This window comes from Leuconostoc litchii, assembly GCF_008107645.1.
In the GTDB taxonomy this organism is placed as follows: Bacteria; Bacillota; Bacilli; order Lactobacillales; family Lactobacillaceae; genus Leuconostoc; species Leuconostoc litchii.
In genome coordinates, this window is the sequence record NZ_SDGY01000001.1 from 591,630 (window position 1) to 617,379 (window position 25,750).

General features: G+C 32.9%; 22 protein-coding genes and 1 riboswitch. Of the genes, 3 read left to right on the forward strand and 19 right to left on the reverse strand.

Going from position 1 to position 25,750, the window contains the following annotated elements:
* The coding region (locus ESZ47_RS09520; RefSeq protein ID WP_244307553.1) for a KxYKxGKxW signal peptide domain-containing protein at positions 1-240 on the reverse strand (240 nt) is incomplete at its 3' end.
* A gap of 207 nt (positions 241-447) precedes the next feature.
* Here ESZ47_RS09520 and ESZ47_RS02995 point away from each other — a divergent pair.
* A complete protein-coding gene (locus ESZ47_RS02995) occupies positions 448-1,302 on the forward strand; it encodes a helix-turn-helix domain-containing protein (protein WP_148604606.1) in 855 nt (284 codons plus the stop codon).
* Between the two features lie 331 nt (positions 1,303-1,633).
* Here the strand turns inward: ESZ47_RS02995 and ESZ47_RS03000 are convergent, their stop codons facing one another.
* The 8 genes from ESZ47_RS03000 to ESZ47_RS03035 form a co-directional block, all read right to left on the reverse strand.
* Positions 1,634-1,963 (reverse strand): AzlD domain-containing protein, encoded by a 330-nt coding sequence (locus ESZ47_RS03000; protein WP_148604608.1) that lies wholly within the window; start codon positions 1,961-1,963, stop codon positions 1,634-1,636.
* Positions 1,960-2,694: an AzlC family ABC transporter permease gene (locus ESZ47_RS03005; RefSeq protein ID WP_148604610.1), complete on the reverse strand. Its 735-nt coding sequence runs from the start codon at positions 2,692-2,694 to the stop codon at positions 1,960-1,962. Before ESZ47_RS03005 ends, ESZ47_RS03000 begins: the two co-directional genes overlap by 4 nt.
* Before the next feature lie 346 nt (positions 2,695-3,040).
* Positions 3,041-3,949 carry an aldo/keto reductase gene (locus ESZ47_RS03010; protein ID WP_148604612.1) on the reverse strand — a complete coding sequence of 303 codons (909 nt, stop codon included), beginning with the start codon at positions 3,947-3,949 and terminating at the stop codon, positions 3,041-3,043.
* Between the two features lie 98 nt (positions 3,950-4,047).
* Positions 4,048-4,599, reverse strand: a complete 552-nt coding sequence (locus ESZ47_RS03015; protein WP_148604613.1) for a GNAT family N-acetyltransferase — start codon at positions 4,597-4,599, stop codon at positions 4,048-4,050.
* Between the two features lie 98 nt (positions 4,600-4,697).
* Positions 4,698-6,662, reverse strand: a complete 1,965-nt coding sequence (locus ESZ47_RS03020) for an FtsX-like permease family protein (RefSeq protein ID WP_148604614.1) — start codon at positions 6,660-6,662, stop codon at positions 4,698-4,700.
* 1 nt (position 6,663) lies between these two features.
* Positions 6,664-7,419 carry an ABC transporter ATP-binding protein gene (locus tag ESZ47_RS03025; RefSeq protein ID WP_148604616.1) on the reverse strand — a complete coding sequence of 252 codons (756 nt, stop codon included), beginning with the start codon at positions 7,417-7,419 and terminating at the stop codon, positions 6,664-6,666.
* 102 nt (positions 7,420-7,521) lie between these two features.
* The gene (locus tag ESZ47_RS03030) at positions 7,522-8,517 is read right to left on the reverse strand and encodes a sensor histidine kinase (protein ID WP_148604618.1); all 996 of its coding nucleotides are present in this window, start codon (positions 8,515-8,517) and stop codon (positions 7,522-7,524) included.
* Positions 8,510-9,187 carry a response regulator transcription factor gene (locus ESZ47_RS03035; RefSeq protein ID WP_148604620.1) on the reverse strand — a complete coding sequence of 226 codons (678 nt, stop codon included), beginning with the start codon at positions 9,185-9,187 and terminating at the stop codon, positions 8,510-8,512. Before ESZ47_RS03035 ends, ESZ47_RS03030 begins: the two co-directional genes overlap by 8 nt.
* A gap of 479 nt (positions 9,188-9,666) precedes the next feature.
* On the opposite strand from ESZ47_RS03035, the gene ESZ47_RS03040 reads away from it, so the two are divergent.
* Together ESZ47_RS03040 and ESZ47_RS03045 are read left to right on the forward strand one after the other, a co-directional pair.
* Complete coding sequence (locus ESZ47_RS03040) at positions 9,667-11,337, forward strand: glycoside hydrolase family 13 protein (protein ID WP_148604622.1); 1,671 nt, start codon at positions 9,667-9,669, stop codon at positions 11,335-11,337.
* 31 nt (positions 11,338-11,368) lie between these two features.
* Complete coding sequence (locus ESZ47_RS03045) at positions 11,369-12,544, forward strand: MFS transporter (protein WP_148604624.1); 1,176 nt, start codon at positions 11,369-11,371, stop codon at positions 12,542-12,544.
* Positions 12,545-12,592: 48 nt separating this feature from the next.
* Here the strand turns inward: ESZ47_RS03045 and ESZ47_RS03050 are convergent, their stop codons facing one another.
* The 10 genes from ESZ47_RS03050 to ESZ47_RS03095 all read right to left on the reverse strand — a co-directional run bounded on the left by ESZ47_RS03050 (position 12,593) and on the right by ESZ47_RS03095 (position 25,611).
* Positions 12,593-15,229, reverse strand: coding sequence for a cation-translocating P-type ATPase (locus ESZ47_RS03050; protein WP_148604626.1), 2,637 nt, complete (start codon positions 15,227-15,229; stop codon positions 12,593-12,595).
* Positions 15,230-15,518: 289 nt separating this feature from the next.
* A complete protein-coding gene (gene ribH / locus ESZ47_RS03055) occupies positions 15,519-15,992 on the reverse strand; it encodes a 6,7-dimethyl-8-ribityllumazine synthase (RefSeq protein ID WP_148604628.1) in 474 nt (157 codons plus the stop codon).
* A gap of 22 nt (positions 15,993-16,014) precedes the next feature.
* Positions 16,015-17,205 carry a 3,4-dihydroxy-2-butanone-4-phosphate synthase gene (ribB, locus tag ESZ47_RS03060; protein ID WP_148604630.1) on the reverse strand — a complete coding sequence of 397 codons (1,191 nt, stop codon included), beginning with the start codon at positions 17,203-17,205 and terminating at the stop codon, positions 16,015-16,017.
* Between the two features lie 2 nt (positions 17,206-17,207).
* Positions 17,208-17,798, reverse strand: coding sequence for a riboflavin synthase (locus tag ESZ47_RS03065; protein ID WP_148604632.1), 591 nt, complete (start codon positions 17,796-17,798; stop codon positions 17,208-17,210).
* A gap of 14 nt (positions 17,799-17,812) precedes the next feature.
* Positions 17,813-18,832 carry a bifunctional diaminohydroxyphosphoribosylaminopyrimidine deaminase/5-amino-6-(5-phosphoribosylamino)uracil reductase RibD gene (gene ribD, locus ESZ47_RS03070; protein WP_148604634.1) on the reverse strand — a complete coding sequence of 340 codons (1,020 nt, stop codon included), beginning with the start codon at positions 18,830-18,832 and terminating at the stop codon, positions 17,813-17,815.
* Positions 18,833-18,953: 121 nt separating this feature from the next.
* Positions 18,954-19,093, reverse strand: a riboswitch (FMN riboswitch).
* Positions 19,094-19,737: 644 nt separating this feature from the next.
* The gene (locus tag ESZ47_RS03075; protein ID WP_148604636.1) at positions 19,738-20,169 is read right to left on the reverse strand and encodes a universal stress protein; all 432 of its coding nucleotides are present in this window, start codon (positions 20,167-20,169) and stop codon (positions 19,738-19,740) included.
* A 366-nt stretch (positions 20,170-20,535) separates the two neighbouring features.
* Positions 20,536-21,252: an ABC transporter ATP-binding protein gene (locus ESZ47_RS03080; RefSeq protein WP_148604638.1), complete on the reverse strand. Its 717-nt coding sequence runs from the start codon at positions 21,250-21,252 to the stop codon at positions 20,536-20,538.
* Between the two features lies 1 nt (position 21,253).
* Positions 21,254-22,300 carry an ABC transporter permease gene (locus tag ESZ47_RS03085; protein WP_148604640.1) on the reverse strand — a complete coding sequence of 349 codons (1,047 nt, stop codon included), beginning with the start codon at positions 22,298-22,300 and terminating at the stop codon, positions 21,254-21,256.
* 35 nt (positions 22,301-22,335) lie between these two features.
* The gene (locus tag ESZ47_RS03090) at positions 22,336-23,745 is read right to left on the reverse strand and encodes a cryptochrome/photolyase family protein (RefSeq protein ID WP_148604642.1); all 1,410 of its coding nucleotides are present in this window, start codon (positions 23,743-23,745) and stop codon (positions 22,336-22,338) included.
* A gap of 177 nt (positions 23,746-23,922) precedes the next feature.
* On the reverse strand, positions 23,923-25,611 hold the full coding sequence (locus ESZ47_RS03095) for a hypothetical protein (protein ID WP_148604644.1): 1,689 nt from the start codon (positions 25,609-25,611) through the stop codon (positions 23,923-23,925).
* Between the last annotated feature and the right edge of the window lie 139 nt (positions 25,612-25,750).

Genomic DNA, 25,750 nt, shown 5'->3' on the forward strand with positions numbered 1-25,750 from the left:
GTCTGTTGTGCTATCAGCATTCACTACTTTATCTGTTGTAGCCACTGTGTCTGCTAGCGAATCTACTGTGGTGATTTTTATCGTCGCATCCCCAGATTTTTGTGTGCCATTCAGCGTATCCGCTCTTACGGTTAGGGCCGAACCGCTAAACATAGCAATTGAAAAAATTCCTGCTGTTACTAACATTTTGCCAGCCTTATAGAGTTTCTTTCGATCGCATACCATTCTCTTGTCTCTCATGAAATAATATCCTCTATTCTCATTTTTCCTGAAAAATAATTATAAAGATGTTAAACCTTTACCATTTCATTCTATAAGTCTTATGCATGCCATCTCCGTTTTATGCATAATAGTATATTCAATATTGAATAATTTAAAAATCCATCGCATGTCATGCTATTTTTTAATTTAATAAACTGAAAATCAAAGGAAACGAGATGTTACAAAATGAGAGATACTGACAGCAGCATAATTAAAGAACAGAGAAAGCTAAGACACATATCACAAGTGCAATTAGGAAATGCTATTGGATCCCAAGCTATGGTTTCAAGAATAGAAAATGGACAAATATTACCCAATGCGCAAACGATTTTCACACTATGTCGAGAGTTAGAACTTACATTCGACGAATATTTTTCAAATTCTTTTGGTACGTTTGAAAATATTACTGCATATAAATGCAAACTCGATTTTTTATATAAAACGGAAAATACTGCTGAAATCCATATGCTTTATAATCAAATTACAAATCAGTCACCTTTGAATCTCAAGACGAAACATCGTTTACTAATGATTAAATCTACGCTCTATCACAATTCGTTTAAAATAGCTAATAGTATCGATCAGCATACGTTATTTTCATATTTTGATGAAATTGTTAATTGGCACACATATGATGTTTATTTATTCGAATCCATTATTAACATGCTGCCCGCTAAAAAAATAAAATCATATTTTTTAGATATTTTGGAGCAATATAACGTTGATAAAAATACAACAATATATCCAGATATTGTTAATAGTATTGTTATCAAATACTTGGAAACTAGTATTATTCAGCAGCAGGATAATATTTCATCCTTTCTTCTACAGAAAATAGAGGATGATAATTTTTGTTTTGATGCTAATCAACAACTTTTTAAATTATTTTTAACTGGAATTTATCTAAATGATGACAAAAAAATAAACAACGCTTACAATGTTGCAGAATGGTTAAATGATGCTTATTCACCTAAAATATTTAATCGTATCAGTGCACATTTTTTAAAGAAGAATATTAAAAAAAGCTCCCTTCAAAGATAAGAGCTTTTTTTTAATGTGTTTTTTAGCCATAATATGGCATTGACGTCATATCTTCTGAAATAACGTCGGTCTGACAGATGTTGTAGTGTATAAATATCTTATGATTAGTTGATATTCATTGTATGATAGTCAATTTCTACCAACACATTTAGTGTAATTGCATTATGAATTATGTCCATAGTATCTTTCCTCCATGTAAATAATCCATTACTATTGGTCAAAACTATTGATTCAATATCTTACCTAATTAAATACATCGATAATAGGTTTGTGCTGTACCAAAAAAATACGTACTGGAACACCAAACTCATATATGTATATAAAATATAATTTATATGTTGAAGTAGCGAATTACTGCCATTACCACAACACTTGACAGCACCACGAGCATCAATGACCGCCTAAAGTAACCTATCATCAATCCTGGAACTAAAGCCATTAAAGAGACGAAATCTATCGTCACTAAATACGTATTTTCATTCCTCACAAATATATTTTGAAACATCAGTGTTGTCATCATTGTTAATGGTAAATACCTTAAAAAAGTTGTCATCCATTCTGGAAAAATAATATACTTCGCTATCAAAAATGGTAGAATTCTGGGTAAAAATGTTACTATAACACATCCCACAAGAACGATATAAAAATAGTTATCATTCATCTTAGTTTCTTACTCCTCTGATGGATCAATACACCGTACAAACTAGCTGTAATGGAAGCGACTAATACTGCTACTGCCCCACTGAAAAAACACATTAACAAGTACAATAAAATAATAGAAACAATAATAATCGACCATATTTTAAGCTTGTCTTCTTTTGGATTTTGAAACATTGAGATACTAGTCAATAACCATAATCCAGCAAACATAGCTGGTAATGCAAAATCCAATCCATAGGCAGCTGGATTAGTAATCCCTTTCCCTACTACTGAAAAAATAACACATGAAAGCCACCAAGTTAGCCAAGAAGAAATGTTTAACCCATGCATCCACATAACAGATCTTTGCTTGTCGGCAGCAATATTAACAGACAAAATACCAAATGATTCATCAGTCACTAAGCTTCCCATTAACAAACTCGACAATGTTGACTGATTTGGGAAAACTCGGGTAACTGTTAGTGACTGCAAAAACATCCTAAAATTAACCAAGAATACCATCAAAATAATGTTACTAATTGAGGATTGAGTAACTAACATACTAACAACAATAAACTGCGCCGAACCAGCATAAAGGACACCACCCAACAAGAAAACTTGCCAAGCGGTAAAGTGCTGTGCACCAGCAATCGTTCCAAATGCCGCACCGATACTAATGTATCCTAACATTGTCGGCAAAGAAGATTTAACACCATCCCAAAAATCAGTTAATTGTTGATTGGATAAAAACATAATGGGCCTCTAATTCTCTAAATAAATTACAAAAACAATTACATAATATTAACATACTAGCATAATTATTATTAAAAGTTAATATTTTAAATAATCAACTTTAAATTTACAAATAAAAGTCATTTAAAATCTTATTTTTCAATAAATAAAATTATTTTTTTATAAATCAGATGATAAAAACTCTCTATATTCGTTGCTCTTTAACTACTCAATTACTTTTGTAACCTGTGCTTTTAATTGCTATCCGAAAATAACAAATATCAAAGTTAACTAATATAAATAGACGATAAAAAAACAAGTCAGCTAAGTAACTTGTTTTTTTATAAAAATATAATGTCGCATTAACTTAAAAATTTTCAAAAGCTGTGTCAATCTGTTGATATTCTGTATCTGATAAATCAATATCCAAACTAGAGGCGATATTAATCACTTGCTTAGCATCACGTGCACCTGGAATAACTGTACTGATATTAGGATTGGCAATATACCAAGCTAAAATAGTTTGCGTTACAGTAGCATTATGATTGTCAGCAATTTGGCCAACTAATTTCAGGGAAGAAATAATATTTTCAAACGCTGCCTTTGTGAACTGATTAAACTTTGGTGCATCTTCTATATCATATTTACCACTCAATAATCCAGAAGCTAAAGGAAAATATGGTACAAAAGCAATATCATGCTCTTTTAAATATGGCCACAATGTTCTTTCAGTTTCTCGATGAACAAGGCTATAGTGATCTTCAACATAGTCGACTTGTCCATTTTTATTAGCTTCTTTAAGTTGTTCCAAATTGAAGTTAGACACACCTATAGCCCTAATTTTCCCTGCGTCTTTCAGTTCATTCAGTGCAGCAACAGCTTCGTCCTTTGGTGTATGTTCATCTGGGAAGTGAATATAAAAAATATCAATATAATCTGTATGCAATCTTTCTAAAGCCTCATCAACTGCTTTTTTCAAAAATTCAGGACTATTATTAGGCTTTAAATCATGGTTAATATCCTGAGCAGCTTTGGTTGCGATTTTAAAATCAGAACGCGGGTGATCTTTAATGACTTCCCCGATAATTTCTTCTGATCGACCAAGGCCGTACATAAAAGCTGTATCTAACATTTTAATGTTAGAATCTAACGCTTGACGAATGATTTCATAACCATTCTTATCGTCCAAATTTTGAAATAGGTTGTGTCCACCAACTTTATTGGTACCAAGTCCTAACTTTAAGGCCTTATCAACAGTTTTTTGATTATATGACATGTTTACAATATCCTTTCTATTATGAATTACTAACATCATTATATAGCAGCAACCCTCATATTGCTGTTCTAGTGTTTCATAATAATATATTGACCACCTCATTTCCTAAAATGACGTTTTAACAGGCTATACTCATTCATATCACAAAATTGTTCTCCATGAAAATAATATTCTTTGTGTATCGTCACAAATGAAAATTCCGCATGTTTTGCAACTAAATTACTACCGATATTTTTCACATCAGCAAATATTGATAATTTGTTTAATCCAAGATTGTCAAAAGCATATTCGCAAACTTTACGAACAGCTTTTGTCATAATACCTTGATGCTGATATTTTGAATGTAACCAATAGCCAATTTCAGCCTTCTTGTTTTTCATATCAATAAAGTGTAAGTCAATGACACCTACAATTTGCTCATTTTTAACAATAGAAAATAAACTATCGGTTTCTTGCGCAACGCCATGTATTTTTTTCTTGATGTAGTTTAATTCGTCACCCTCAATCTTTGTAGCAGGTACAAAATCAAGAAACTGTCCAATATTTTCTCGGTCAGTATCTAATAATTCAAAAATGTCTTTAGCATGATTTAATTCTGTCAAAGCTAAACTAAGATTGGGCTCAATATCAACTCTAAAATAAATAGTCATAAAATCCCCTCTTGAACTGATAGAATATTTTAAATTCTATCATAATTATCACAATGTTTCATGAATTTATTTATCAAATTGAAGCCAAACTATATTCATTAAGATATTTTTCTGGACACTTGCAGATAATAGGTTTTCGATGTTCTGAGATATATTAGATAGTAAATAACAATCATCGAGATAATTGTTATGAATGTTGTGATATAAACCATCGGACCAATAATAATACCAAACAATTGTAAAATCTTATGAATCATTGGCATAGCAAAGCACAGATGCATTACAGCAATAATAATTGGTAGACCAAATATCCAAATAATTTGAGAATTAACCGTTCGTTTCACTTCATCATTTGACATTCCCACCTTTTGTAAAATGTCAAATTGCTGCTGATCTGCTCGTCCTTCAGAAATTTGCTTATAATAAATGATCAATCCAGTAGCCATGACAAAACTAATAGAGAATATGATACCAATAAAGAAGAACCCACCATAAAACTCTTTCAATGCATTCATTGTTGAAAATTTATCCGTAACTGTCGTATTTGGTAGTTGAGACAAATCTTTTAGAAAAGCTTTTCTATTTTTTGAATTTCCAAAAACATTAAATAATAATTGATTTTGATATGTAATTGCTTGTTTCCTATCACCTAAATCATTAAAAATATCACCCATTGCATTGGTAACATTTTTTGAAGGTACCACAATTACCATAGAATGTGTCATATTTGGTTGTTCACTCGGAATGCCATTAATTCTTTTTAAAATCTTTTTCACATGATACGTCTTATTCAAAAAGGTAATCATAGGCTCTTTAAAAGTACCTTGGCGATCATAGATGTATACTTCATTGGTTTTTAATTTTTGATAGCTCGGTGTCAATTTTGCGAACTGTTTGCTTGTCATAAATTGAATCTCTGATAGGCCGTCTGCACTAGTTGCTGAACTATCTGTTAATGGCTGAATTTTATGATTTTCTGTCAAGTAACCAGCAATTTCTGAACTTATTTCTAGCGAATAGCTATTTTTAATTTTGATATGGTGCTTGTCCGCTAACTGATGAACTGTTTGCACTGAATTTTTTTGATGATTTGTTTTTTTCAAAATCACAGCACGTGGAAACTGTTGATTTACGTAATCTTCTTGACCAATAAACATAGAAACTGTTGTCACAACAACCACTAGAGCCATTGTTGTTAGTAAGGAAACACTAGCTAAACCGGTGGCATTCTGTTTCATTCTAAAAAGCATATTTGAAACAGTTATAAAATGATTTGTTTGGTAATAGTATGCTTTGTTTTGTTTCATTAACTTTAAAACAATCGTTGATGCTACGATAAAGAGTAAATAAGTTGCACAGACAACTAGCAATACTGCTATAAAGAACTGTGTAATCGCTTTTAATGGTGAAGTAACAGTCAACGATATGTAATAGCCCCCAGCTAATAACCCGATTCCTAGTATAAATAAAAACCAATGATTTTTAGGCTCTGAATCACCTTTCTTAGTTGCATGTAAAAGTGAAATAGTTTTCATTCTAATAATTGAAAATACATCTTTTACAAGCAAACATAAAAAGCAAACAGAAAAAAATATAGTAACAAATAGTATTGGTAATCCTGATATATTTAAACCAAAATTGTTTCCACCAACTAACTTCATGAATAGTAAAATTAATACTTTACTAAATACTAATCCGCTAATGATACCTAAAACAGTAATCAGCACAAATGAAATCAACTGCTGTCGCCAGCTAATTTTAATTAAATCCATTTTTTGCATGCCCAAAACGTTAAACAACCCAAATTCAGTCTGTTTTCTTTTACTAAGAAAACTATAAGTATATATCAAAAAGATTATTGATAAAATGCAAATGACTACTTGGCCAAAACTAAGCATTTCAATGACTGAAACACTAGCTATTAAATCTTTCACTCCTTTAGAATAAATTAATAACTGAATAATTAGATTTAAGGCCACTGCCGCACTACCAGCTAGAATAAAAGGTAAATACTCTAGTTTATTTTTGACAATTGATTGCCAAGCCAACTTCCAATACAACATATTAGGCAATTCCTCCTAATAAATTAGTCATGGCATCGTTAATAGTTAATAACATTTCTTGCTCAGTCTTATTTCCTCGATAAACCTGATGAAATACCTTCCCATCTTTAATGAAAAGCACACGCTGCGCATGACTAGCTGCTAATGATGAATGTGTTACCATCAGTATCGTTTGCCTTTGTTCATTATATTGGCTAAAAATTGACAAAATTTCAGATGAATTTTTAGAATCTAGTGCACCTGTGGGTTCATCTGCTAATAGAATATCTGGATTAGTAATCAATGCTCGTGCAATGGCAACCCTTTGTTTTTGACCACCAGATAGTTCATAGGGATACTTATTCAATAAACTTTCTATACCTAACTGCTTAGACAGATGATTCAATTTATTCTCCTTCCCTATAGTATTTTTAGCTAGTATCAAAGGTAAATAAATATTATCTGTAATAGACATCGTATCTAATAAATTAAAATCTTGAAAGACAAACCCAAGATGATCACGACGATATCGGGCTAATAATTTATCCGAAAGCTTCGTTAAATCTTGATCGTTTAACGAAATCATACCAGCAGTAGGATTATCTAACGTGGCAATGCAATTTAACAAAGTAGATTTTCCAGATCCTGATTCTCCCATGATTGCAATAAACTCTCCCTCTTCTACTTCAAAATTTACGTCGCTCAATGCAGTTACAGTATTATTTTTTATCCTACTGCGATACTCTTTTCTTAAATGTTCAACTTTAAGTAGTGTCATAAAGTTTTATCTCCTGTGTCATATAATATAATTCTATTTTAAATTAAAAAAGAGACGATGAACCTTACACATCGCCTCTCTAACCTTACAAATTAGTAAGGTTTATTTAATTTCTGTTTGTTCAAAGTCAATGATTACCTTTGTACCAACGTTTATTTGTGAACTAATTTGTATGTCGTGTCCTAAACTATTTAAAATGGTTTTCACCATATACAAACCTAGTCCACTAGAATTGCTATTAATTCTGCCATTAAACCCTGTATAACCTTGGTTAAATATTAAAGGAAGATCACTAGAAGCAATGCCAATTCCTGTGTCTTGGATAATCACTCGTCCGTTTTCTTCACAAATAATATTTATTTTTCCATTCGGTGTATACTTAATCGCGTTAAAAATAATTTGTTCAAATACAAAGTGAAGCCATTTTGGATCACTAACCACTATAAAATCATTTTCATTCAAACAAATAGACAAATTTTTATGGATAAACCAATATTTATAATCTTTAATCACTGACCTTAGTGTTGCTTGGATGCTTATTTTTTGATAAGTCAAGTCTTGATTGAAGTTTTTTAAACGAATAAATTGTAACATCATATCTAAATATTGATTAATGACTAACAGTTGATTTCCTGTTTCATACTTATCTACAGTGCCCGTTTGATTCATTAAATCTAAAACTGACAACGGTACTTTGATTTGATGTGCCCACATTGCATAATAATCCTGCATATCTTGGATATTTTCATTTAGTTTGTATTGGAGCACTTCTTGCGCTGACTGTTGCTTTTTTATCAATGTTTGATACTTTTTTCCATGGCTAGTCATTGCTTTAATTTCAGGCATAGATACCATATTTTTTTCAATCAGTAATACACTAAGCTTTTTATCTTCTCGATACCATTTCCAAAATAATATGCTCGTGATAATAGACAGTATGTAACAGCTACCAAAAAAAGTATCAATAACTATGCTCAAATTTAACGAACGCATTGTCGCGCTCCAAAACAATAAAGCAAAAATTGATAGATACATAAGATATATATACCAAAAATCAGCTAAGAACTGCCACACTAAAATAGCTATTTTTTTAACCATTAAGCATAATGCCTTTCCCTTTTACAGTTTGTAAATATTGCGCAAAGCCTATATCAGTTAATTTATTTCTTAACCGAGCTAGCGTAACAGAAAGCGTATTCCTATCAACAAATATTTCATCATCCCATAGTGCAGCCATAATATCCTCCTTATTAACGACTTGCCCTGGATGCTGAAATAACAGATATAAAAGTTTCATCTCATTTTTTGAAAGAATAATTTGCTGATTTTCATATAGTATTAAGTCATCAACAACACTAAGTTTGTAGTTTTGAAACGATAACACAGTTTTTTCAGATCCAAAACTATATTCACGACGTAAAAGTGCATTAATTTTGACGATTAGCAAATCAATATTAAATGGTTTAGTAATATAATCATCCGCACCAAAATTCATCGCCATAATCATATCAGTTTCTTCATTACGACTAGATAAGAAAATAATTGGCACTGAGCTTTTTTGCCGAATTTTTTGTGTCCAATAAAAACCATTATAGTATGGCAAATTAATATCCATAATTATTAGATGCGGTGAGTAGTTTTCTATCTCTTGGTTAACACAATTAAGTTTGTTACATTTATCTGCTATTAACCCCCAACCTGTAAGTCCTTTCATAAGCAAATTAACAATCTCTTGGTTATCTTCTACAATAAAAATCTTATACTTCATCATCTTTATCCTTTACATGCTTATTTGAGTCTAAGCAATATAATTAGTATTTGCCATTCATGTTACTACTGAAAAAATCACGTACTTTTATATTATTCTAACTTAAAAGACACATCAACATTTAATTTTTGAGCCGGATTAAGGATACCTATAACAAACATATACCTTCAACTCTTTGACAAACAATGAAAATGTTGATTCCTAGATTAGGCAACCCTATATTTTAGTACACCTACTATTTTACAAACATTATTAATACTTGCTGTCATGGTAACCCCATTGATTAATTGATTAACTTTACTTAATTATATCGTAAAGGCTTATAATCACAAAAATTGAATAAATTCTTATATTTTTAATAATTACTGCTGTTTCAAGTTGTAATTTGCGTAAACGTTTACCTAGTTTATTTAAAGGCATTGTAAACGTTTACGCAAAATGGTATTCTATATTCATAAATATAAAAGGAGAATTTTTTAATGGCTAAGCAATGGTTTAAAGACTCAGTAGTTTATCAAGTATATCCTATGAGTTTTCAAGATAGTAATGATGATGGTATCGGTGATTTAAATGGTATTAAACAACGCCTATCTTATATTCATCATTTAGGTGTAGATGTCATTTGGCTTAATCCAATATACGCTTCACCTAACAAGGATAATGGCTATGATATTTCAGACTACAAAAATATCAACCCTATCTATGGCACAATGAAAGATTTTGATAATTTGTTACAACAAGCGCACCAGCTAGATCTTAAAATTATGATGGATTTGGTTGTCAATCACACATCTAATCAACATGAATGGTTCAAAGAAAGCCGTACAAGTAGAGACAACCAATATGCTGATTATTATATTTGGAGAGATCCAGTTGACGGTCATGAACCAAATAATTGGCTAGCAGCATTCGGTGGTTCAGCTTGGACATATGTTCCTGAACGCAAACAATATTACTTGCATATGTTTGCTGAAGCACAACCAGATTTGAACTGGGAAAACCCAAGTGTTCGTGAGGCAGTCTTTGACATTGAGCATTTTTGGTTAGATAAAGGTGTTGATGGATTCCGAATGGATGTTATTAATTTAATATCAAAACCTGAAGGGTTGCCAGATGTACCCTCTCCTGTAACGTCCGGTACAACGATGGATTTTGTGGCTGATGGTCATCGGCTAAATGAATTTTTAAGACAAATGAATGATGACGTATTATCCAAATATGATACTATCACCGTTGGTGAGATGCCTGGTACAACACCTGAGGATGCTATTAAATATACCGGTTTAGACAGTCACGAACTAAATATGGTTTTTCAATTTGAACATGTTTCTCTAAGTTCAAATCCTGACGTAAGATTTGGTAAGTGGAATGATGCTCCTGTCAAATTAAACGATCTGAAAGTATCATTAAATCGTTGGCAATCTGAATTAGATGGCAAAGGTTGGAATAGCCTTTATTGGAACAATCATGATCAACCAAGAGCCGTATCAAGATTTGGAAATGACTCTTCAGAATTTCGTGAAGTATCAGCCAAAATGCTAGCTACAGTACTTCACTTGTTACAAGGAACTCCTTATATATACCAAGGCGAAGAGCTTGGTATGACTAATGGGCATTTTGAAGAAATCAGCCAATATGAAGATATTGAGTCTATTAATTTCTATCAAGAATTTGTTAATGAAAAGAATATTATTGATAGTCATACCATGTTGAGATATCTAGACACTATGTCACGAGATAATGCTAGAACCCCTATGCAATGGGCTGATAAACCCAACGCTGGATTTTCAGAAGTATCTCCTTGGTACGCACCAAATGTAAACTACCCTGAAATTAATGCTGAAAACGCATTAGCCGATAATAAATCTGTATTTCACTATTATCAAAAGTTAATCCAATTGCGTCATGATTTTGAAATCATTCGCTACGGAAGTTTTGAATCCGTAGATACTGATGATGAGCAAGTTTATACTTATCGCCGCCACTATAATGGGCAAGCATTACTTGTTATCAATAATTTCACGGATCAAACAGTTATCCGTAACTACAATCAAAATACTAATAAGCAGTTACTTATTAGTAATTACGCAGAAGATCAAGGCACAATATTACGTCCCTACGAAAGTAAAGTTTATTTATTAACAAAATAATTAAACTCCGAACAAAAAAGAAGGTGTTATTTTGAGTCAGAAAGATTCTCATTCGAAGATTTTTATTTTGGCCGTTCTATCAGTTTCTGTTATGATAACGACGGGAACAGCTATTTCTTCGGCACTGCCTGAAATAGCTAAAAGTTTTCCAAATATATCGGTTGCTCAAATCGATATGATTGCTACCATACAACAGTTTTCGGTTATGATTACACTACTTTTTTCGGGTATTATTTCGAAAAAATTAGGTATCAAAAAAACGATTACTATTGGTTTAATGCTAACCGGCGTTGCTGGGGTATTCCCTTTTTTCTCACACAGTTTTATCCTCATCCTTATTTCTAGGTTGATTGTAGGAGCTGGTATCGGATTATTTAATTCATTAGCAATCACAATTATAGATCTATTCTATGAAGATCCTATGCGTTCTCAGATGTTAGGTTTTCGTTCTGCTACCGAACAGATTGGTGTGTCCATTCTTAACATACTAGTTGGTTTCCTAGTTTTAATTAATTGGCATGTGTCGTTTTTAATTTATCTTTTAGCTTTTCCATTATTAGTATTTTTCTTAAAAGTGGTTCCTGAACCACAAATGATACATAGTGACAGCGATAATAAACAGCGTATTAACTTACCTGTCATTATCATGACGATACTCCTTACTTTTATAGTTGCTTCCAGCACTGCTGTAATCATTCAGGTACCCAATATTATTGTGACTGATTTATCAAAGTCAAGTGCAATTTCCAGTTTAATTATCTCAGCCAATACTTTGATGGGCATGATTACGGGAATATTATTTGGGAAAATATTTAGTTTTATTAAACAATTTGTTTTACCACTTGGTATTTTATTTATGGCTATTGGCTCACTAATTATAGTTTACATTCATAGTGTCTTCGGTGTAACAATTGGTGCTATTATTTGCGGTATGTCGTATCCGCTCGTTGGCTCATATATCTTTTCGTTGGTCAGCACTATTGCCCCAAAAGGGTCAGAAACTTTAGCCAATTCTACCCTATTGATAGGGGCAAACTTAGGGTCGTTCTCCACTCCATTTTTTTTAAAAGGCCTTGGAAATATGAATTCTCTAACAACACACGTTGGCCCATTTTTGACACTCTTTTGGCTTTTAATTATATTAACGGTGGTTGTACTTATCTATCAAACTATGTTTCAAAAAGAGCACGTTAAAAAAATTGTGTAAATCTTATCAACAGTAAAAAAACTTTGTCATTAGCGACAAAGTTTTTTATTATACTTTAAATAAAGTTGGTCGAATCTGTTTTAAAATTTCAATAACAATTGTTGGTGCTAACGATAATACAATAATAATCATCCAATGACTAAATGACAATGCTGTTAAACCAAACATTGATTGCGTGAACGGCACCAAAGCAATTACTAGCGTAATAATGGTTGCTAACACTGCCATATTTACTAGCGATGGGTTAGCACGATAACTGACAGAAAAGAGAGTTTTCTCTGATCGAATATTGAATACATGGAAAATAGAAGTCAAAGATAATAGCGTGAATGCCATTGTTTGACCGATTTGCTCACTAGTTTGTAACCCACCAAAACTAATATTTTGTCCAATCCAGATTGCTACTAAAGTAACGATAGCAAACAAAGCAGCATTTAATCCAATTTGTCGATCAAGCCCTTGTGCAAACAATCTCGTTTTTTTAGGCATGGGTGTTTTTTTCATTACATCTGCTAACATTGGTTCGCGACTTAAAGCAAATCCTGGCAAACCGTCGGCTACTAAGTTAATGAACAATAAGTGCACCGGTAACAATGGTGATCCCCAGCCCAGTATCATTGCAATTAAAATAACTAGTAACTCCGATATATTCGCACTTAATAAGAAGTTAATTGTTTTTCTAACTTTGACATAGACACCTCGTCCTTCAGAGATAGCATTAATAATTGTCGCAAAATTGTCATCCGTTAAAATAATATCTGACGCCTCACGCGCCACGTCAGTTCCAGTCTCACCCATCGAAATACCGACATCAGCTGCTTTCAAAGCTGGTGCATCATTAACACCGTCCCCAGTCATGGCAATAGTTGCTTCTTGACGTTGCCATGACTTGATAATTCTAATTTTGTCAGTAGGTGTTACGCGCGCATAAACACTATAATTTTGTACATTTTCATCTAACTCCTGATCTGATAATTTTGCTAATTCAGAACCCGTAATTGTTTGATCTTTTGGCCTTAGGATACCAATTTCACGAGCTATCGCACTAGCTGTTTCGACATGATCTCCAGTAATCATGATTGTTCGAACACCTGCAATTTTTGCCTGCTCAACAGCTGATGCTGATTCAGGACGTGGTGGATCAATGATTCCAACTAAACCAACTAACATTAAATCTCGCTCATAAAATTCTTGTGTTGGGTTTTCAGGCATCACATCAAAAAGTCTTTTAGTTATCGTCAAGACACGCAACGCTTGTTCTCCAAAATATTTATTAATCTTCTCTGCTTTTTCTTTGTTTCCATGCCTAACCATGGGTAACAAGACATCAAATGCCCCTTTTGTAATTGCTATATAACCACCTTCTGGTCGTCGATGAACAGTTGTCATCCGTTTTTTAGTTGAATTAAAAGGAATTTGTTCGACTAATGGATACTTTTTTAATAATGACTCACGTGATGTATCTTGTTCAATGGCTTGTACTAATGCGATTTCTGTTGGCAATCCATCATACACCCGATATCCGTCGACATCTTTGCCAGATACGTTAGTTGAAATAGCAGCTAAAGAAAGAACTTCTTTTGCCACACCATCTAATCCGTCTGTAGTAGTGGTTAAACGGTCTTGCTCATTATGCCATACTTGGCGAACAGTCATTTTGTTTTGTGTTAATGTACCCGTTTTATCAGATGCAATAACGTTAGTTGTACCAAGTGTTTCAACCGCTGGTAATCGTCGAATAATGGCATGCTTTTGTGCTATTTTTTGCACACCTAATGCTAAAGTCATGGTTACAATGACCGCCAATGTTTCTGGAACAACAGCTACGGCTAAAGAAATAGCAGTCAAAAAAATATGTTTCAAATCCATACCTTGTGCAATCCCTAAACCAAGAACGATAATTGCTGAACCGATGGCTACCCAAGAGATATTTTTTCCTAATTGAACTAAGCGCCGTTGTAAAGGGGTCAAAGGGACTTTAGACTCACTATTCAATAAACTAGCAATTTTACCCATTTCCGTTTGCATTCCAACAGCTGAGACAATAGCTCGACCATGTCCATTAACAATGTTTGTCCCACGATAAACCATTGTGATCCGTTCCCCAAGGCCAACCTCATCAGAGCCAAAAGTTGCATTAGCATTTTTTTCAACTGGTAAGCTTTCACCAGTCAACGCGGATTCTTCAGCTTGCAATTCTACTGCCTCAATCAATCGAGCATCAGCAGCAATGGCACTACCGTTTTCCACAATCAATAAATCCCCAAGTACCACATCATCTGCATCAATTTGTTCTATTTGTCCATCGCGTAATACCTTTACTTGCGTGCGATTCAGATTCTGCAAAGCCGCCAATGAATCTTCGGCCTTGCCCTCTTGAACAATTGATAAAACAGAATTAATAATAACAATACCAATAATCAACAGACTTTCAAAATAATTACCTGTATTTTCTAAATACGTCGCCACAAATGAGATAACCACTGCAATTAACAATATAATAGTAGCAACGTCATTTAAACTAATTAAAATCTTTTTCAACAATGATGCTTTTTTTTCAGCTGTGAAAATGTTCGAACCATTTTGCTCGCGACTTTTACTTACTTGTTCAGTGGTTAACCCTTGATTAATATCAACCTGACTTGATGAAATTGTTTTCTTGATACTCTCTCGAAATGCCTCCATGCAACATCCTCCTTTTTAGTCGTTTGTTTGGAAAAATTTACTAACCCCATACCTGTTTTTATAGATAAAAATACATCATTGTATGACTAGATGTAACTTTAGACAGCACGTCGTTGGCCATCAAGCTATTTTTCTAAAAACAAAATCAATTATAAAGATATGATAAAAAGAGATTAAAAAATTATTATTATCTAATTTAGTATGTTAATTACATTGTAACATAACTATTATAAACGAATTTTAGTAAGAGTTTGAAAATCATGGTCTTTGGCTAATACACGAGAAAAATTTATCTTATCATTTCAATCTGACCAATAATGTCAATTAATTCCAATAAGCTGGCAGCAACTTCAGCCCCTTTATTTCCCGATTTCCCCCCAGATCTTTGTTGCGCTTGTTCCAATGTATCAGTTGTTAGCACACCAAAAACAATTGGTACATTAGTGCTAAGACTCACTTGTGATATACCATTAGCAACACCATTAATAACAAGATCGTAGTGGTCAGTGGCACCTTTGATTACAGTGCCTAATGTTATAATGCCATCATATTTTTTTGCATCTGCTATTTTTTGAGTCACTATTGGAATTTCTAATGCGCCTGGTACCCAGAATATATCCATATTTTCTTTACTTATACCATGCATCTCTAAATTTTCTTGTGCACCACTTACTAAATGATTCACCACTAAATCGTTAAATTTACTGGCAATAATAGCAATCTTTTTAGTCGATTGATTCGTTAACTTAGCTTTATAAATCATTTTCCACCTCAATTATTCTTAATCACAACAGATGATTAAACTTATTCTTTTTTGTTTGCATATACTGCTTATTTGTATCAGTAATACCAGTAATCAATGGCACTCGATCCACTACCTCAATGCCCTCATCTAATAAAGACTGGACTTTATCGGGATTATTGGTTAATAAACGTACTTTTGTCAGACCTACCGCTTTTAATACGGTAGCAGCTTGTGCATAATTACGTTCATCTGGCAGATGTCCCAAATGAATATTTGCATCATATGTATCAAAATTATTTTCTTGTAGCACGTAACTTTTTAACTTTTCGTGCAACCCAATACCTCGCCCTTCTTGTGGTAAATAAATCAAAGCACCACCTTGTTTTGCAATAGTTTCGAGCGCTGTTTTCAGTTGCGACCCACATTCACAACGCTTTGAACCAAATAAATCACCAGTGGCGCATGCTGAATGAACTCTAAGCAAAGGCAAATCATCAGATAATTGATCACTTTTCATCAGTAAAATGGTTTCTTTTTCATCTGTTTGAAATTCTGTTAAATAAAAATCGCCATATTTTGTCGGCAAATGCACGGTAGGCCCTTCATCAATACCAGATTCTAGTTGAGCGTTTCGATAATTAATTAAATCTTGCATGGTCAACTGAAAAAAATGATATTTTTTCGACAGATCCACTAATTCTTTTCCTCGCGCCATGTTACCATCTTCTGATAAAATTTCAATGATGTAAGCCACAGGCGGGACACCAGCTATTTTAGCCAATTCAACGGCACCCTCAGTATGCCCTTGTCGAACTAGTAGACCATCATCTTCAGCAACTAACGGAAAAATATGACCAGGCGACTCAAAATCAACAGCTGTTGTACTTAAATTGGCCAGATTTTTAATGGTTGTGGCTCTCTCGTAAGCTGAAACACCTGTTGTGCTACTAACATAATCAACACTAATGGTAAATTTTGTACCAAATTTTTCTGAATTATTTTCTGTCATCTGTTTCAATCCGAGTTCCGTTGCCCGAGATTTTGTGATTGGCACAGCAAGTACACCTCTGCCTATTGACAAAGCTTTATTGATAGTTTCAGCTGTAACAAACGAACCTAATCCGACTAAATCTCCTTCATGCTCACGATTCTGATCATCACTTAAAATAATAAGCTGACCTTTTTTTAATTGTTCAACTGCTTTTTTTACTTTTTCGACACTGTTTGTCATCTTTACTGTCCTTTCATCAAGTACTTCGCTAAAATATCTGTTTCTATATTAACTAAATGGTGTTCTTCCAGTAATCCCAAAGTTGTTTTCATTAAAGTATGCGGTATTAACCCCACTTGAAATGTATTGTCTTGTGTTTGAATAACTGTCAAACTAACGCCTGAGACTGTAACTGAACCCTTATCAACTATTTGGGGCATCAGTTGATTATTTTTTAGTTTAAAAGTTAATAAAGTAGTTTCTTCAATGTGGTCTTTTTGAATGATCTTGGCAGTTTGGTCCACATGTCCTAAAACAAAATGGCCATCAAAGTGATTGGTCACTAAGAGCGCTTTTTCCAAATTAACTTTCTGACCGACCTGGTAGTATTTAACAATAGTTGTTTCAAAAGTTGGTACCATAATGTCAAAATCAGCATAGTTTGAGTGTATATATTTAATTGTCAAGCAAATACCATCTACCATGACACTGTCACCGATGTGGCTATTCAAAAAATAATCTTTTGAGGCGATAATTCTTAAATTAATTTCTTTAGCGTTACGTTTATTTATCGAAACAATTTGTCCTATTTCTTGCGTAATACCAGTAAACATTTTTACATACTCCTTTACTTATTTGCATAGATTTTTTTAATTGCATTGCCGACACGAATCTCTTTTTTTGGTTGTTGTACCATTGAAATACCCTTTAATCCGCCAAAAGATAACGTTTTGTCAGTCATATAAATTAATGTTTCTTGCCACAAATTTTGTTCTAAAAATGAATTCATCAAAGTTGGCCCCCCTTCTACCATCACAGATTGAATATTTTGTTTTCCTAAATCAGCTAGTATACCTGTTAGTCCGTCAATCATTAATTTGACGTATGAATGTTTTTTTGCAAAATATTCATTTTCGGTATATATTATCCAATTCGTTGAAAAACAAAAGTCCTTATTTTGTAGTCGACCACGACGATCAATTATAATTTTCAAAGGTTGTTGATGTCTAATATTAATATGTCGAACTGTCAACATCGGCTTGTCTGTCAAGAAAGTTTCACTACCAATCATAATTGCACTTCTAGCGCCACGTTCTTTGTGTATATCAATATCTGCTTGTAAATCAGTTAACTTTGAACGTTTTTTTAGCTTTCCCGTTACAAGACCATTTTTAGACAGCGCTAATTTCAATTGAATATAGGGCATATGTCTTGTGAAAAAATAAAAAAATGCAGGATTAAGTGCTTGACTTTCTATGCTATTTAAAACATCCACTACAATACCGGCAGATTTCAAAATTTGAATTCCTTTACCATTTGTTGAGGGGTTGGGATCAATATTACCAACAACCACACGTTTTAATCCCCAATTTTTAATATATTCTGCACAAGAACCCACTTTTCCTTTAACAGAACATGGTTCCAACGTGACATACAATGTAGCGCCTAAAAGATCTGATTTATTCTTTACTTGCTTAAACGCATTGATTTCAGCATGATCCTTTCCGAACTCCTCATGATATCCTTTCGCAATAATTTCATCATTTTTGACAATCACCGCACCAACTCTCGGATTTTCAAAAGTCCTATACGGCATTGCTCTAGCTGCTTCACGCACAGCTAGACGCATCCATGTTAAATCATTCATACTAACCTCCTGAATTTTTCAGGACAAAAAACCCGATGCGCTAAAAATACACATCGGGCCTATAGTAATTCAGATTAATTCAAAAAAACTTAGACAAAAACAAAAAAATGTCTAAACTATTTTAAATCTTCTCCCATCCAGACTTTAACTGTCGGTCACAGAATTACACTGTGTCAGCTACGAAAAACATCGTAGGTCACGGACTAAGGTTTTTACACCATCACCGTCGGTCGGGAATCACACCCTGCCCCGAAGATTAAATTATTTAACACTGTTAATTTATCATTAGCAACCACTAAAGTCAATCAAAAAAATTGCATCATTAAGATAGATTAAATAAAAAATACTGCTGTTACTGAATTATTAATAACAATTATTTTTTAAAATACATAAATTATTTCACATACAAATTTTTTGCATTTCAGTTGTGGATTGGTAAAATAAAGGTATTCATTGTACACTTAATAAAAGTTGTTCACACACACTGTTATTTAGTAAAAGAAGCGAAAAATAGGTTTATTAGACGGATTGTTAGGTATAATGCTTCAACTGTTCCTATTGCAACTATCCAACAAAAAATATCACCTCTATTAATTGACTCAGAACAAATAGAATTTCGAAAAGGTCAATCTCTGCCAGAAATTCAGAAATTATTAGCTCGAAAAGTATTATAGTATGCTAAAGTAGTAGTCATTAAAATTCAAGGAAAAAATATGATTCATTTGTTAAATTATATATTGTTACATATAAAGTATGTTTATCTCATAATTTACATTGTACTTTCTGCACTATTAGTTATTGTAGGCATTTACCTATTTTGGATGCATCATCATAAATAATAAAAAACAACTAACTATATTGGCTAGTTGCTTTTTATTTTTAGGTCACCTTTATGATACTTAGTATTATTTGACAAGCAAAACATTTGCATCTGCTCTTTCAGATACATACCTTGCTGTAGAGCCAATAAACATGCGTGTCAAAACTGTTGTCCCCGTTTTTCCCATGACAATTAAATCTGGACTAAAGTTCTTAACAACTTCATTTGACAAAACAAACCGCGCATCTCCCTTGAACATATGTGTATTAAATTGAATACCTTCGTCGGCTAATATTTCCGCTGCTTTTGAAAGATTATCCCTTGCCAGTTCAGTTAAACTATCTGTCATTGACGCATAGAACACCTGACTACCATCATGGTAAGCAACTGTTGAATATTGAATAATACTAACAATTTCAATTTTTGCATCATATTTTTTGGCCAAATCTGCAGCGTATTGTACTGCTCTCATCGCGGCCTCACTACCATCTGTAGCAACAACAATTGTTTTAATCATAAACACTACTTCCTTTCTGCTTTTTGGTAAAAGATACCTTTCAACAACAAAAAACAACCTACTCTTCAGTAACCTACCCCAAAAACACACTTGGTGAAAATCAAGTCACTATTCCTTTTAAATTAATCAACCACCAGTATGCACCCAGCACAACCTTAACATCATAATATAAACAGCAAGTACGTTGTTCCTAGGACTAGTAAAAGCCCATTGACGTCACTCACGTTCACTAATTATAGCAACAATAACTTGCTACTCTTTCTTTGGACTTTTTCTAATCTACTCCTCAATTGTACAACACTCATGACCGCAATGCAAACGCTTACATTATTCGTATTTGAACTCCTTGACAAAGTAAGAAGAATTTTATTTTGAATAAAAGTCAAGATTTTTTTTAGCACTTTTATCTATGTTTAAAACTTCTGACATTTTCCCGTCAATAATTTGATAAACTTTATCAGCCTGATCTTGTAGGCGTAAATCATGGGTAACAACAATGATTGTTTTATTATTTTGGTGAGCTAATTCATGTAATAAAGACATAACCTCTTTCGAACGATGAGTATCTAACGAAGCTGTGGGCTCATCGGCCAAAATATATTCCGGGTCAGCATAAAGCGCCCGAGCAATTGCTACTCGTTGCTTCTGTCCACCAGATAACTCATTAGGGTACTTTTTGCCAAGATTTTCAATACCTAGTTTTTTTAATATACTTAGAAATTTTTCTTGAGATATATGCTGCCTCTTCACTTTATCAACCAATAAAAACTGTTCATCGACCGTTAAATACGGTACTAAATTGTATGACTGCAGGATAAAGCCAACTGTATTTAAACGAAGAGTAGACTGCTGATTTTTTGATAAGTTACCAATAATCTCACTGTTAATTTTTACAGTTCCAGTTGTAGGTGATTGTAAACCGCCAGCGATTGTTAAAAAAGTTGTTTTTCCAGAACCTGAAGGACCGACCACTAATATCAATTGATCTGATTCAGCTGAAAAATTTATATGATCTAACGCTAAGAACTCACTCATACCTTTGCCATACTTTTTACTCACATTTTCAAATTCTAAACGTGACATACTACCCTCCAATCATTTCAAATGGATCTACTTTAATAATTTGCCTGATTGGCAATAACGCGCCTAATAAAGACATTATTAATATACCAAAACTTGTTGTAAGCACTTGCTTGATATTAATGGCAATCGGTACTTCACTTGGTAAAACATACGCTGTGATAACTGTCAGCATCATGGCCAGACTAACACCAATAACAGCCACGATAAAAGTTTGTGTCAATGTATTCAAAATCAGATAGCGCGTTGATATTCCTTGTGCTTTCATAACACCAAAATTAGGTAGTTTTTGAATTGTTAAAATGTACAAAAAAATGGAAATAACAATAAATACAATGATATAAAGAAAACCTATCATAAATTTAAATGTTAATTGCTGTGCTTGGTATCCTGGTAATTTACTAATAAAACTGGTTATAGTATATAATTTACTGTGCTTGAACTGCGGATTGCCTTTCAACGTTTTATTAAAAACAATACCATTTACTGGTGCCTGATTTATCTTAGCCATAGACTTAAAAGATGTATAAATAACAGGCGCAACGTTAAAAGAAGCTTTTGGGGTAAAGCCGACAATTTGCAATTGAATATCATTGTTGGCTATATTTATTTTATCTCCAATTTTAAAGCCATTTTCTTTTAGTTGTTCTGAAACAACGGCGGTATTATCCTTTTTAAAATTCATACCACTAGAAATTTTTAGATTTTTATAAATAAAACCTTTTGCCTCGATCGCTAATATTTGTGCATTCGTTTTGCCAGTCTGATTGTTTTTTACCAAGGCACTGTACTGACTTAATGGTGTACCTTGCCCATTAATTTTTTGTTGATCAGAACGCTCTAGGAAGGATTGCGACAAACGCCCCTCAGCATCCTTATCTAATAATATTGTTGAGGCATGCCATTGCGTGATAGCTGACTTATTTAAGTCAGATAATCCTGTTGCTAGACCATTTAAAACAAAAACCAAATAACTAATAAACAAAATTAATGTAATAATCAAACTATAACGTATTTTTTCAAACTTGATTTCTCTTAATGCTAAGAACATTTCCTACTTCCTTTCCGTTTTATCTGTTACTACAACTAAACGTCTTTGCTGGCCTCATAAAAACTAATGGCTCGTTTTCTCGCCTGAGCATGGTCAACAATTGGTAGTGGATACATTCTTCCTAAAGTAACGCCAAATTTTTTTTGGTCAGCTACTGATAATTTATTTGGTTCATGAATCATTTTTGTATCAATATTTTTCAATTCTGGTACATACTGTTTAATAAATAGTCCATCTGGGTCAAATTTCTGTGACTGAATTTTCGGATTAAAAATCCTAAAATAAGGAACACTATCTGTTCCTGTAGAGGCTGCCCACTGCCAACCACCAATGTTACTAGCTGCATCATAATCTAGCAATTTTTCATGAAAATAAGCTTCTCCCCAGCGCCAATCGATTAACAAATCTTTTGTTAAAAATGAAGCCACAATCATTCTTAAGCGATTATGCATCCACCCCTGCTTATTCAGTTGACGCATGCCTGCATCCACAATTGGAAAGCCCGTCTGACCACTTTTCCATAATTCAAACTGTTCTTGATCGTTTATCCAATCAACTTGTTCAAATTCTTGCTTTATAGATACCTGTTGTTGATTGGGATACATAACATAAATCATATTATAAAAATCACGCCAACATAGCTCCTTGATGAAACTAGATTTCCCATTACTATCTGGTGCTTGTACTACGGCTTGCCAAATTGTTCGAATAGAAATTTCCCCAGTACGTAAATAACGTGACAAATGGCTTGTTTTATCTAATGCTGGAATATCACGATTTTGATCATATTGTGCCAAATTATTTGTTATAAAGTAGTGCAATGCCTTCTCAGCATTTTTTGTACCCAAGTGGTTTGTGATGAATTTACGTTGATTTTGAACTAACTTCGACAATCTAAAATCATTTTCTGAAAATAGTGGTGATTTACTTTTTTGAAGCAAAGTATAATCATATACTTTTGGTACTGGTTTTACTTGATTAATCCACTTTTTAAAGTATGGCGTGAAAACTTTATACCCTTCACCTGAATCTTTTTTAATTTCCGTTGCACCATGCAAATTATAATCAACAAAAGGATGTGCCTTAATGTGTAAAGTGTTTTCAAAAAATGTGACCATTTTTTGATCCCTCTGACGTCCAAATCCTTTTTCATCAAAATTAAAAAATATATCTTGCCAATCCGGTACTTTATCCTTTAAATATTGAAAACTTTCTTGTAAGTCGCCGTACAAAATATTTAACTGAATATCCTGCGCCTTTAATTCATCTTTAAAATATTTTACACTGGCAAAAAAAGCACTTTGATTTACTGTATCTGGTTTTGTCAATTGTTCTGGATTAATATGAAAAACACAAAATACTTTGTTCCCTTTTTTTATTGCATTCAATAGCGCAATATTATCTTTGAGCCTAAGATCGCGGCGAAACCACATCACTGAAGTCATTAATTTCTCCTTATTCATTCTTGAAACTATAATGAACGTTCTCTTAAAAATAAGCAAATGAAAAGAATTATTTTTCACTAATTTAATATATCAAATCAGATCAGTTCATATGTTGCCAATTTTTGAAAATAAAAAAGCACAGCTCTTAAGAGGTGCTTTTCTATACTTTTATTCAATTCATTTGAATTTATAATTCGTATAAACAACAGTTACCCAACTCAAGCAATTGACTAGTAGAATAACGGTCAGCAAACAATCCCTACGATAATAAACGACTAATTGATTCCATCCTTTTTGTTGTTTCACAATGGGTGTACCAATCTTGCCATGTTTTACATCCCCATGTAGCTGCTTATGATTCAAAACTAAAACTGTGTTTGCATATTTTATAATAGGCACTTGAATATTTTTAACATATCTCCCTTGCCATTGTACAACCAGTTTATTATTTTGAACAGATTTTTTAAAATATTTTTGTTTATCAATAACTAAGTGATAATACAATTCATATTTATTTTTACAAGTTGTATTTTCTATCGGCAAATAATCTGGAGTAGATTTCACAACATACTTTAATGATTGTTCCTTATCAGAAATAAAAAATGAATTCTTAATTTTACGAGTATTAGTTGATGTAAGGTAGGTATGTACCGTAGAGTTTAAAAAAGAATCGGTCTGGTGCCAAATACGCAAGGCATTACTAGTTGACATACTAGTTTGTATTAAAGAAAAAACCAATAAAATATAACACACTATACCAAAAACTGTAGATTTAATATGCCATTTTTGTAATATTAGTCCCAAAGCTAATAACAATAAAACTGTAAATGGCACAAAAAATCGAAATGGAAATTGAATGGTTTCAATTAATTGGTTATGTGAATTATTCAAAATTTTCCAAGGAAATAAATCAGTACATAAAATAAAGAAAAGCATGCTACTAATTGTTGTCACTTTTAATAATTGCGATGCCTTTTTCCAGTGCCGACAAGCTTGCCACAGTACAAACAACATAACAACCATCAAAATTGGTGGATAAAATAACCAATAACTACTTCCTCTAAAAATAGTGGTTTCAGCCATCCATTTATTAATAAATGGCTGTGCAATATTATTTGTACTGTATATCGCAATAAAGCTGTACAAGATATTTAAAACAAGAAAACTAAAAATAAGTATAGCTAGACCGAGCTGCTTTAATAATTTAATTTTGATTTCTATATTATTTGTAAAAAAGGTTGCGCAATAAAAACATGCGTATACCAAAACCAACAACATTGCAGACAGCATATGTATTTGACACATGATACCAATACATATTGCCGTTTGAATAGCAGAAAGCGTCTTTTTTTCAATTAAGTTGATCAAGGGTATTAAACATACTGGGAATAACGCTGCTCCCCAACTCGAAAACCCTTGCCTAAGTGTCCAATATTGTACTGAATAAGTCGTCATGTATAAAATAGACAAAGGTATCCGATAGGAAACTCTCACACCAGCTTTTTTTAACAAGACGTATAATGAACAAGCAGAAATAAAATATAATATGCCATTTGACAATACTTGGTAGTCAAACCAGGATGGACTAATTAACACGAGCATTCCCTGCAGATAGGCCATAGATGGCCCATAAAGCGCATTAACAATTCGCCCAGAGGATTGAAAACCATACATAGAAATAAAGTATTGAAAATTGCCATGTTTCATCTGCATGGCTGTATCATATAAACGGTTAAAATGAAAAATGGTATCAGAACCAATAATCATTGCGTGATCCAAAAAAAATGGTGTTAAGAGCAATATTGACGACAGAAAAAGAACGGTGATTGGCCAGCTTTTTTTTACCTGTTGTGAAATTATTGACATGACTTCCCCTCAATTTGTATTACTAGGACAGAGCAAATTAGATGCCAGAAAAATACTAACTTTTCAACATAAAACGAAGATTAATTTTAAACATATATTTACCTTATTGATTGATTATTACCATATATGTTGCTATTTA

What these genes read in the sequence shown, in the direction of transcription:
- ESZ47_RS03010 (WP_148604612.1), bottom strand. Translation starts at nt 3,949, where the DNA reads ATGTCATATAATCAAAAAACTGTTGATAAGGCCTTAAAGTTAGGACTT.
- ESZ47_RS03065 (WP_148604632.1), bottom strand. Translation starts at nt 17,798, where the DNA reads ATGTTTACTGGTATTACGCAAGAAATAGGACAAATTGTTTCGATAAAT.
- ESZ47_RS03080 (WP_148604638.1), bottom strand. Translation starts at nt 21,252, where the DNA reads ATGTCACGTTTAGAATTTGAAAATGTGAGTAAAAAGTATGGCAAAGGT.
- ESZ47_RS03085 (WP_148604640.1), bottom strand. Translation starts at nt 22,300, where the DNA reads ATGTTCTTAGCATTAAGAGAAATCAAGTTTGAAAAAATACGTTATAGT.
- ESZ47_RS03005 (WP_148604610.1), bottom strand. Translation starts at nt 2,694, where the DNA reads ATGTTTTTATCCAATCAACAATTAACTGATTTTTGGGATGGTGTTAAA.
- ESZ47_RS03090 (WP_148604642.1), bottom strand. Translation starts at nt 23,745, where the DNA reads ATGACTTCAGTGATGTGGTTTCGCCGCGATCTTAGGCTCAAAGATAAT.
- ESZ47_RS03050 (WP_148604626.1), bottom strand. Translation starts at nt 15,229, where the DNA reads ATGGAGGCATTTCGAGAGAGTATCAAGAAAACAATTTCATCAAGTCAG.
- ribB (WP_148604630.1), bottom strand. Translation starts at nt 17,205, where the DNA reads ATGACAAACAGTGTCGAAAAAGTAAAAAAAGCAGTTGAACAATTAAAA.
- ESZ47_RS03030 (WP_148604618.1), bottom strand. Translation starts at nt 8,517, where the DNA reads ATGGTTAAAAAAATAGCTATTTTAGTGTGGCAGTTCTTAGCTGATTTT.
- ESZ47_RS03075 (WP_148604636.1), bottom strand. Translation starts at nt 20,169, where the DNA reads ATGATTAAAACAATTGTTGTTGCTACAGATGGTAGTGAGGCCGCGATG.
- ESZ47_RS03015 (WP_148604613.1), bottom strand. Translation starts at nt 4,599, where the DNA reads ATGACTATTTATTTTAGAGTTGATATTGAGCCCAATCTTAGTTTAGCT.
- ESZ47_RS03095 (WP_148604644.1), bottom strand. Translation starts at nt 25,611, where the DNA reads ATGTCAATAATTTCACAACAGGTAAAAAAAAGCTGGCCAATCACCGTT.
- ESZ47_RS03000 (WP_148604608.1), bottom strand. Translation starts at nt 1,963, where the DNA reads ATGAATGATAACTATTTTTATATCGTTCTTGTGGGATGTGTTATAGTA.
- ESZ47_RS03025 (WP_148604616.1), bottom strand. Translation starts at nt 7,419, where the DNA reads ATGACACTACTTAAAGTTGAACATTTAAGAAAAGAGTATCGCAGTAGG.
- ESZ47_RS03035 (WP_148604620.1), bottom strand. Translation starts at nt 9,187, where the DNA reads ATGAAGTATAAGATTTTTATTGTAGAAGATAACCAAGAGATTGTTAAT.
- ESZ47_RS02995 (WP_148604606.1), top strand. Translation starts at nt 448, where the DNA reads ATGAGAGATACTGACAGCAGCATAATTAAAGAACAGAGAAAGCTAAGA.
- ribH (WP_148604628.1), bottom strand. Translation starts at nt 15,992, where the DNA reads ATGATTTATAAAGCTAAGTTAACGAATCAATCGACTAAAAAGATTGCT.
- ESZ47_RS03020 (WP_148604614.1), bottom strand. Translation starts at nt 6,662, where the DNA reads ATGTTGTATTGGAAGTTGGCTTGGCAATCAATTGTCAAAAATAAACTA.
- ribD (WP_148604634.1), bottom strand. Translation starts at nt 18,832, where the DNA reads ATGAATGATTTAACATGGATGCGTCTAGCTGTGCGTGAAGCAGCTAGA.
- ESZ47_RS03040 (WP_148604622.1), top strand. Translation starts at nt 9,667, where the DNA reads ATGGCTAAGCAATGGTTTAAAGACTCAGTAGTTTATCAAGTATATCCT.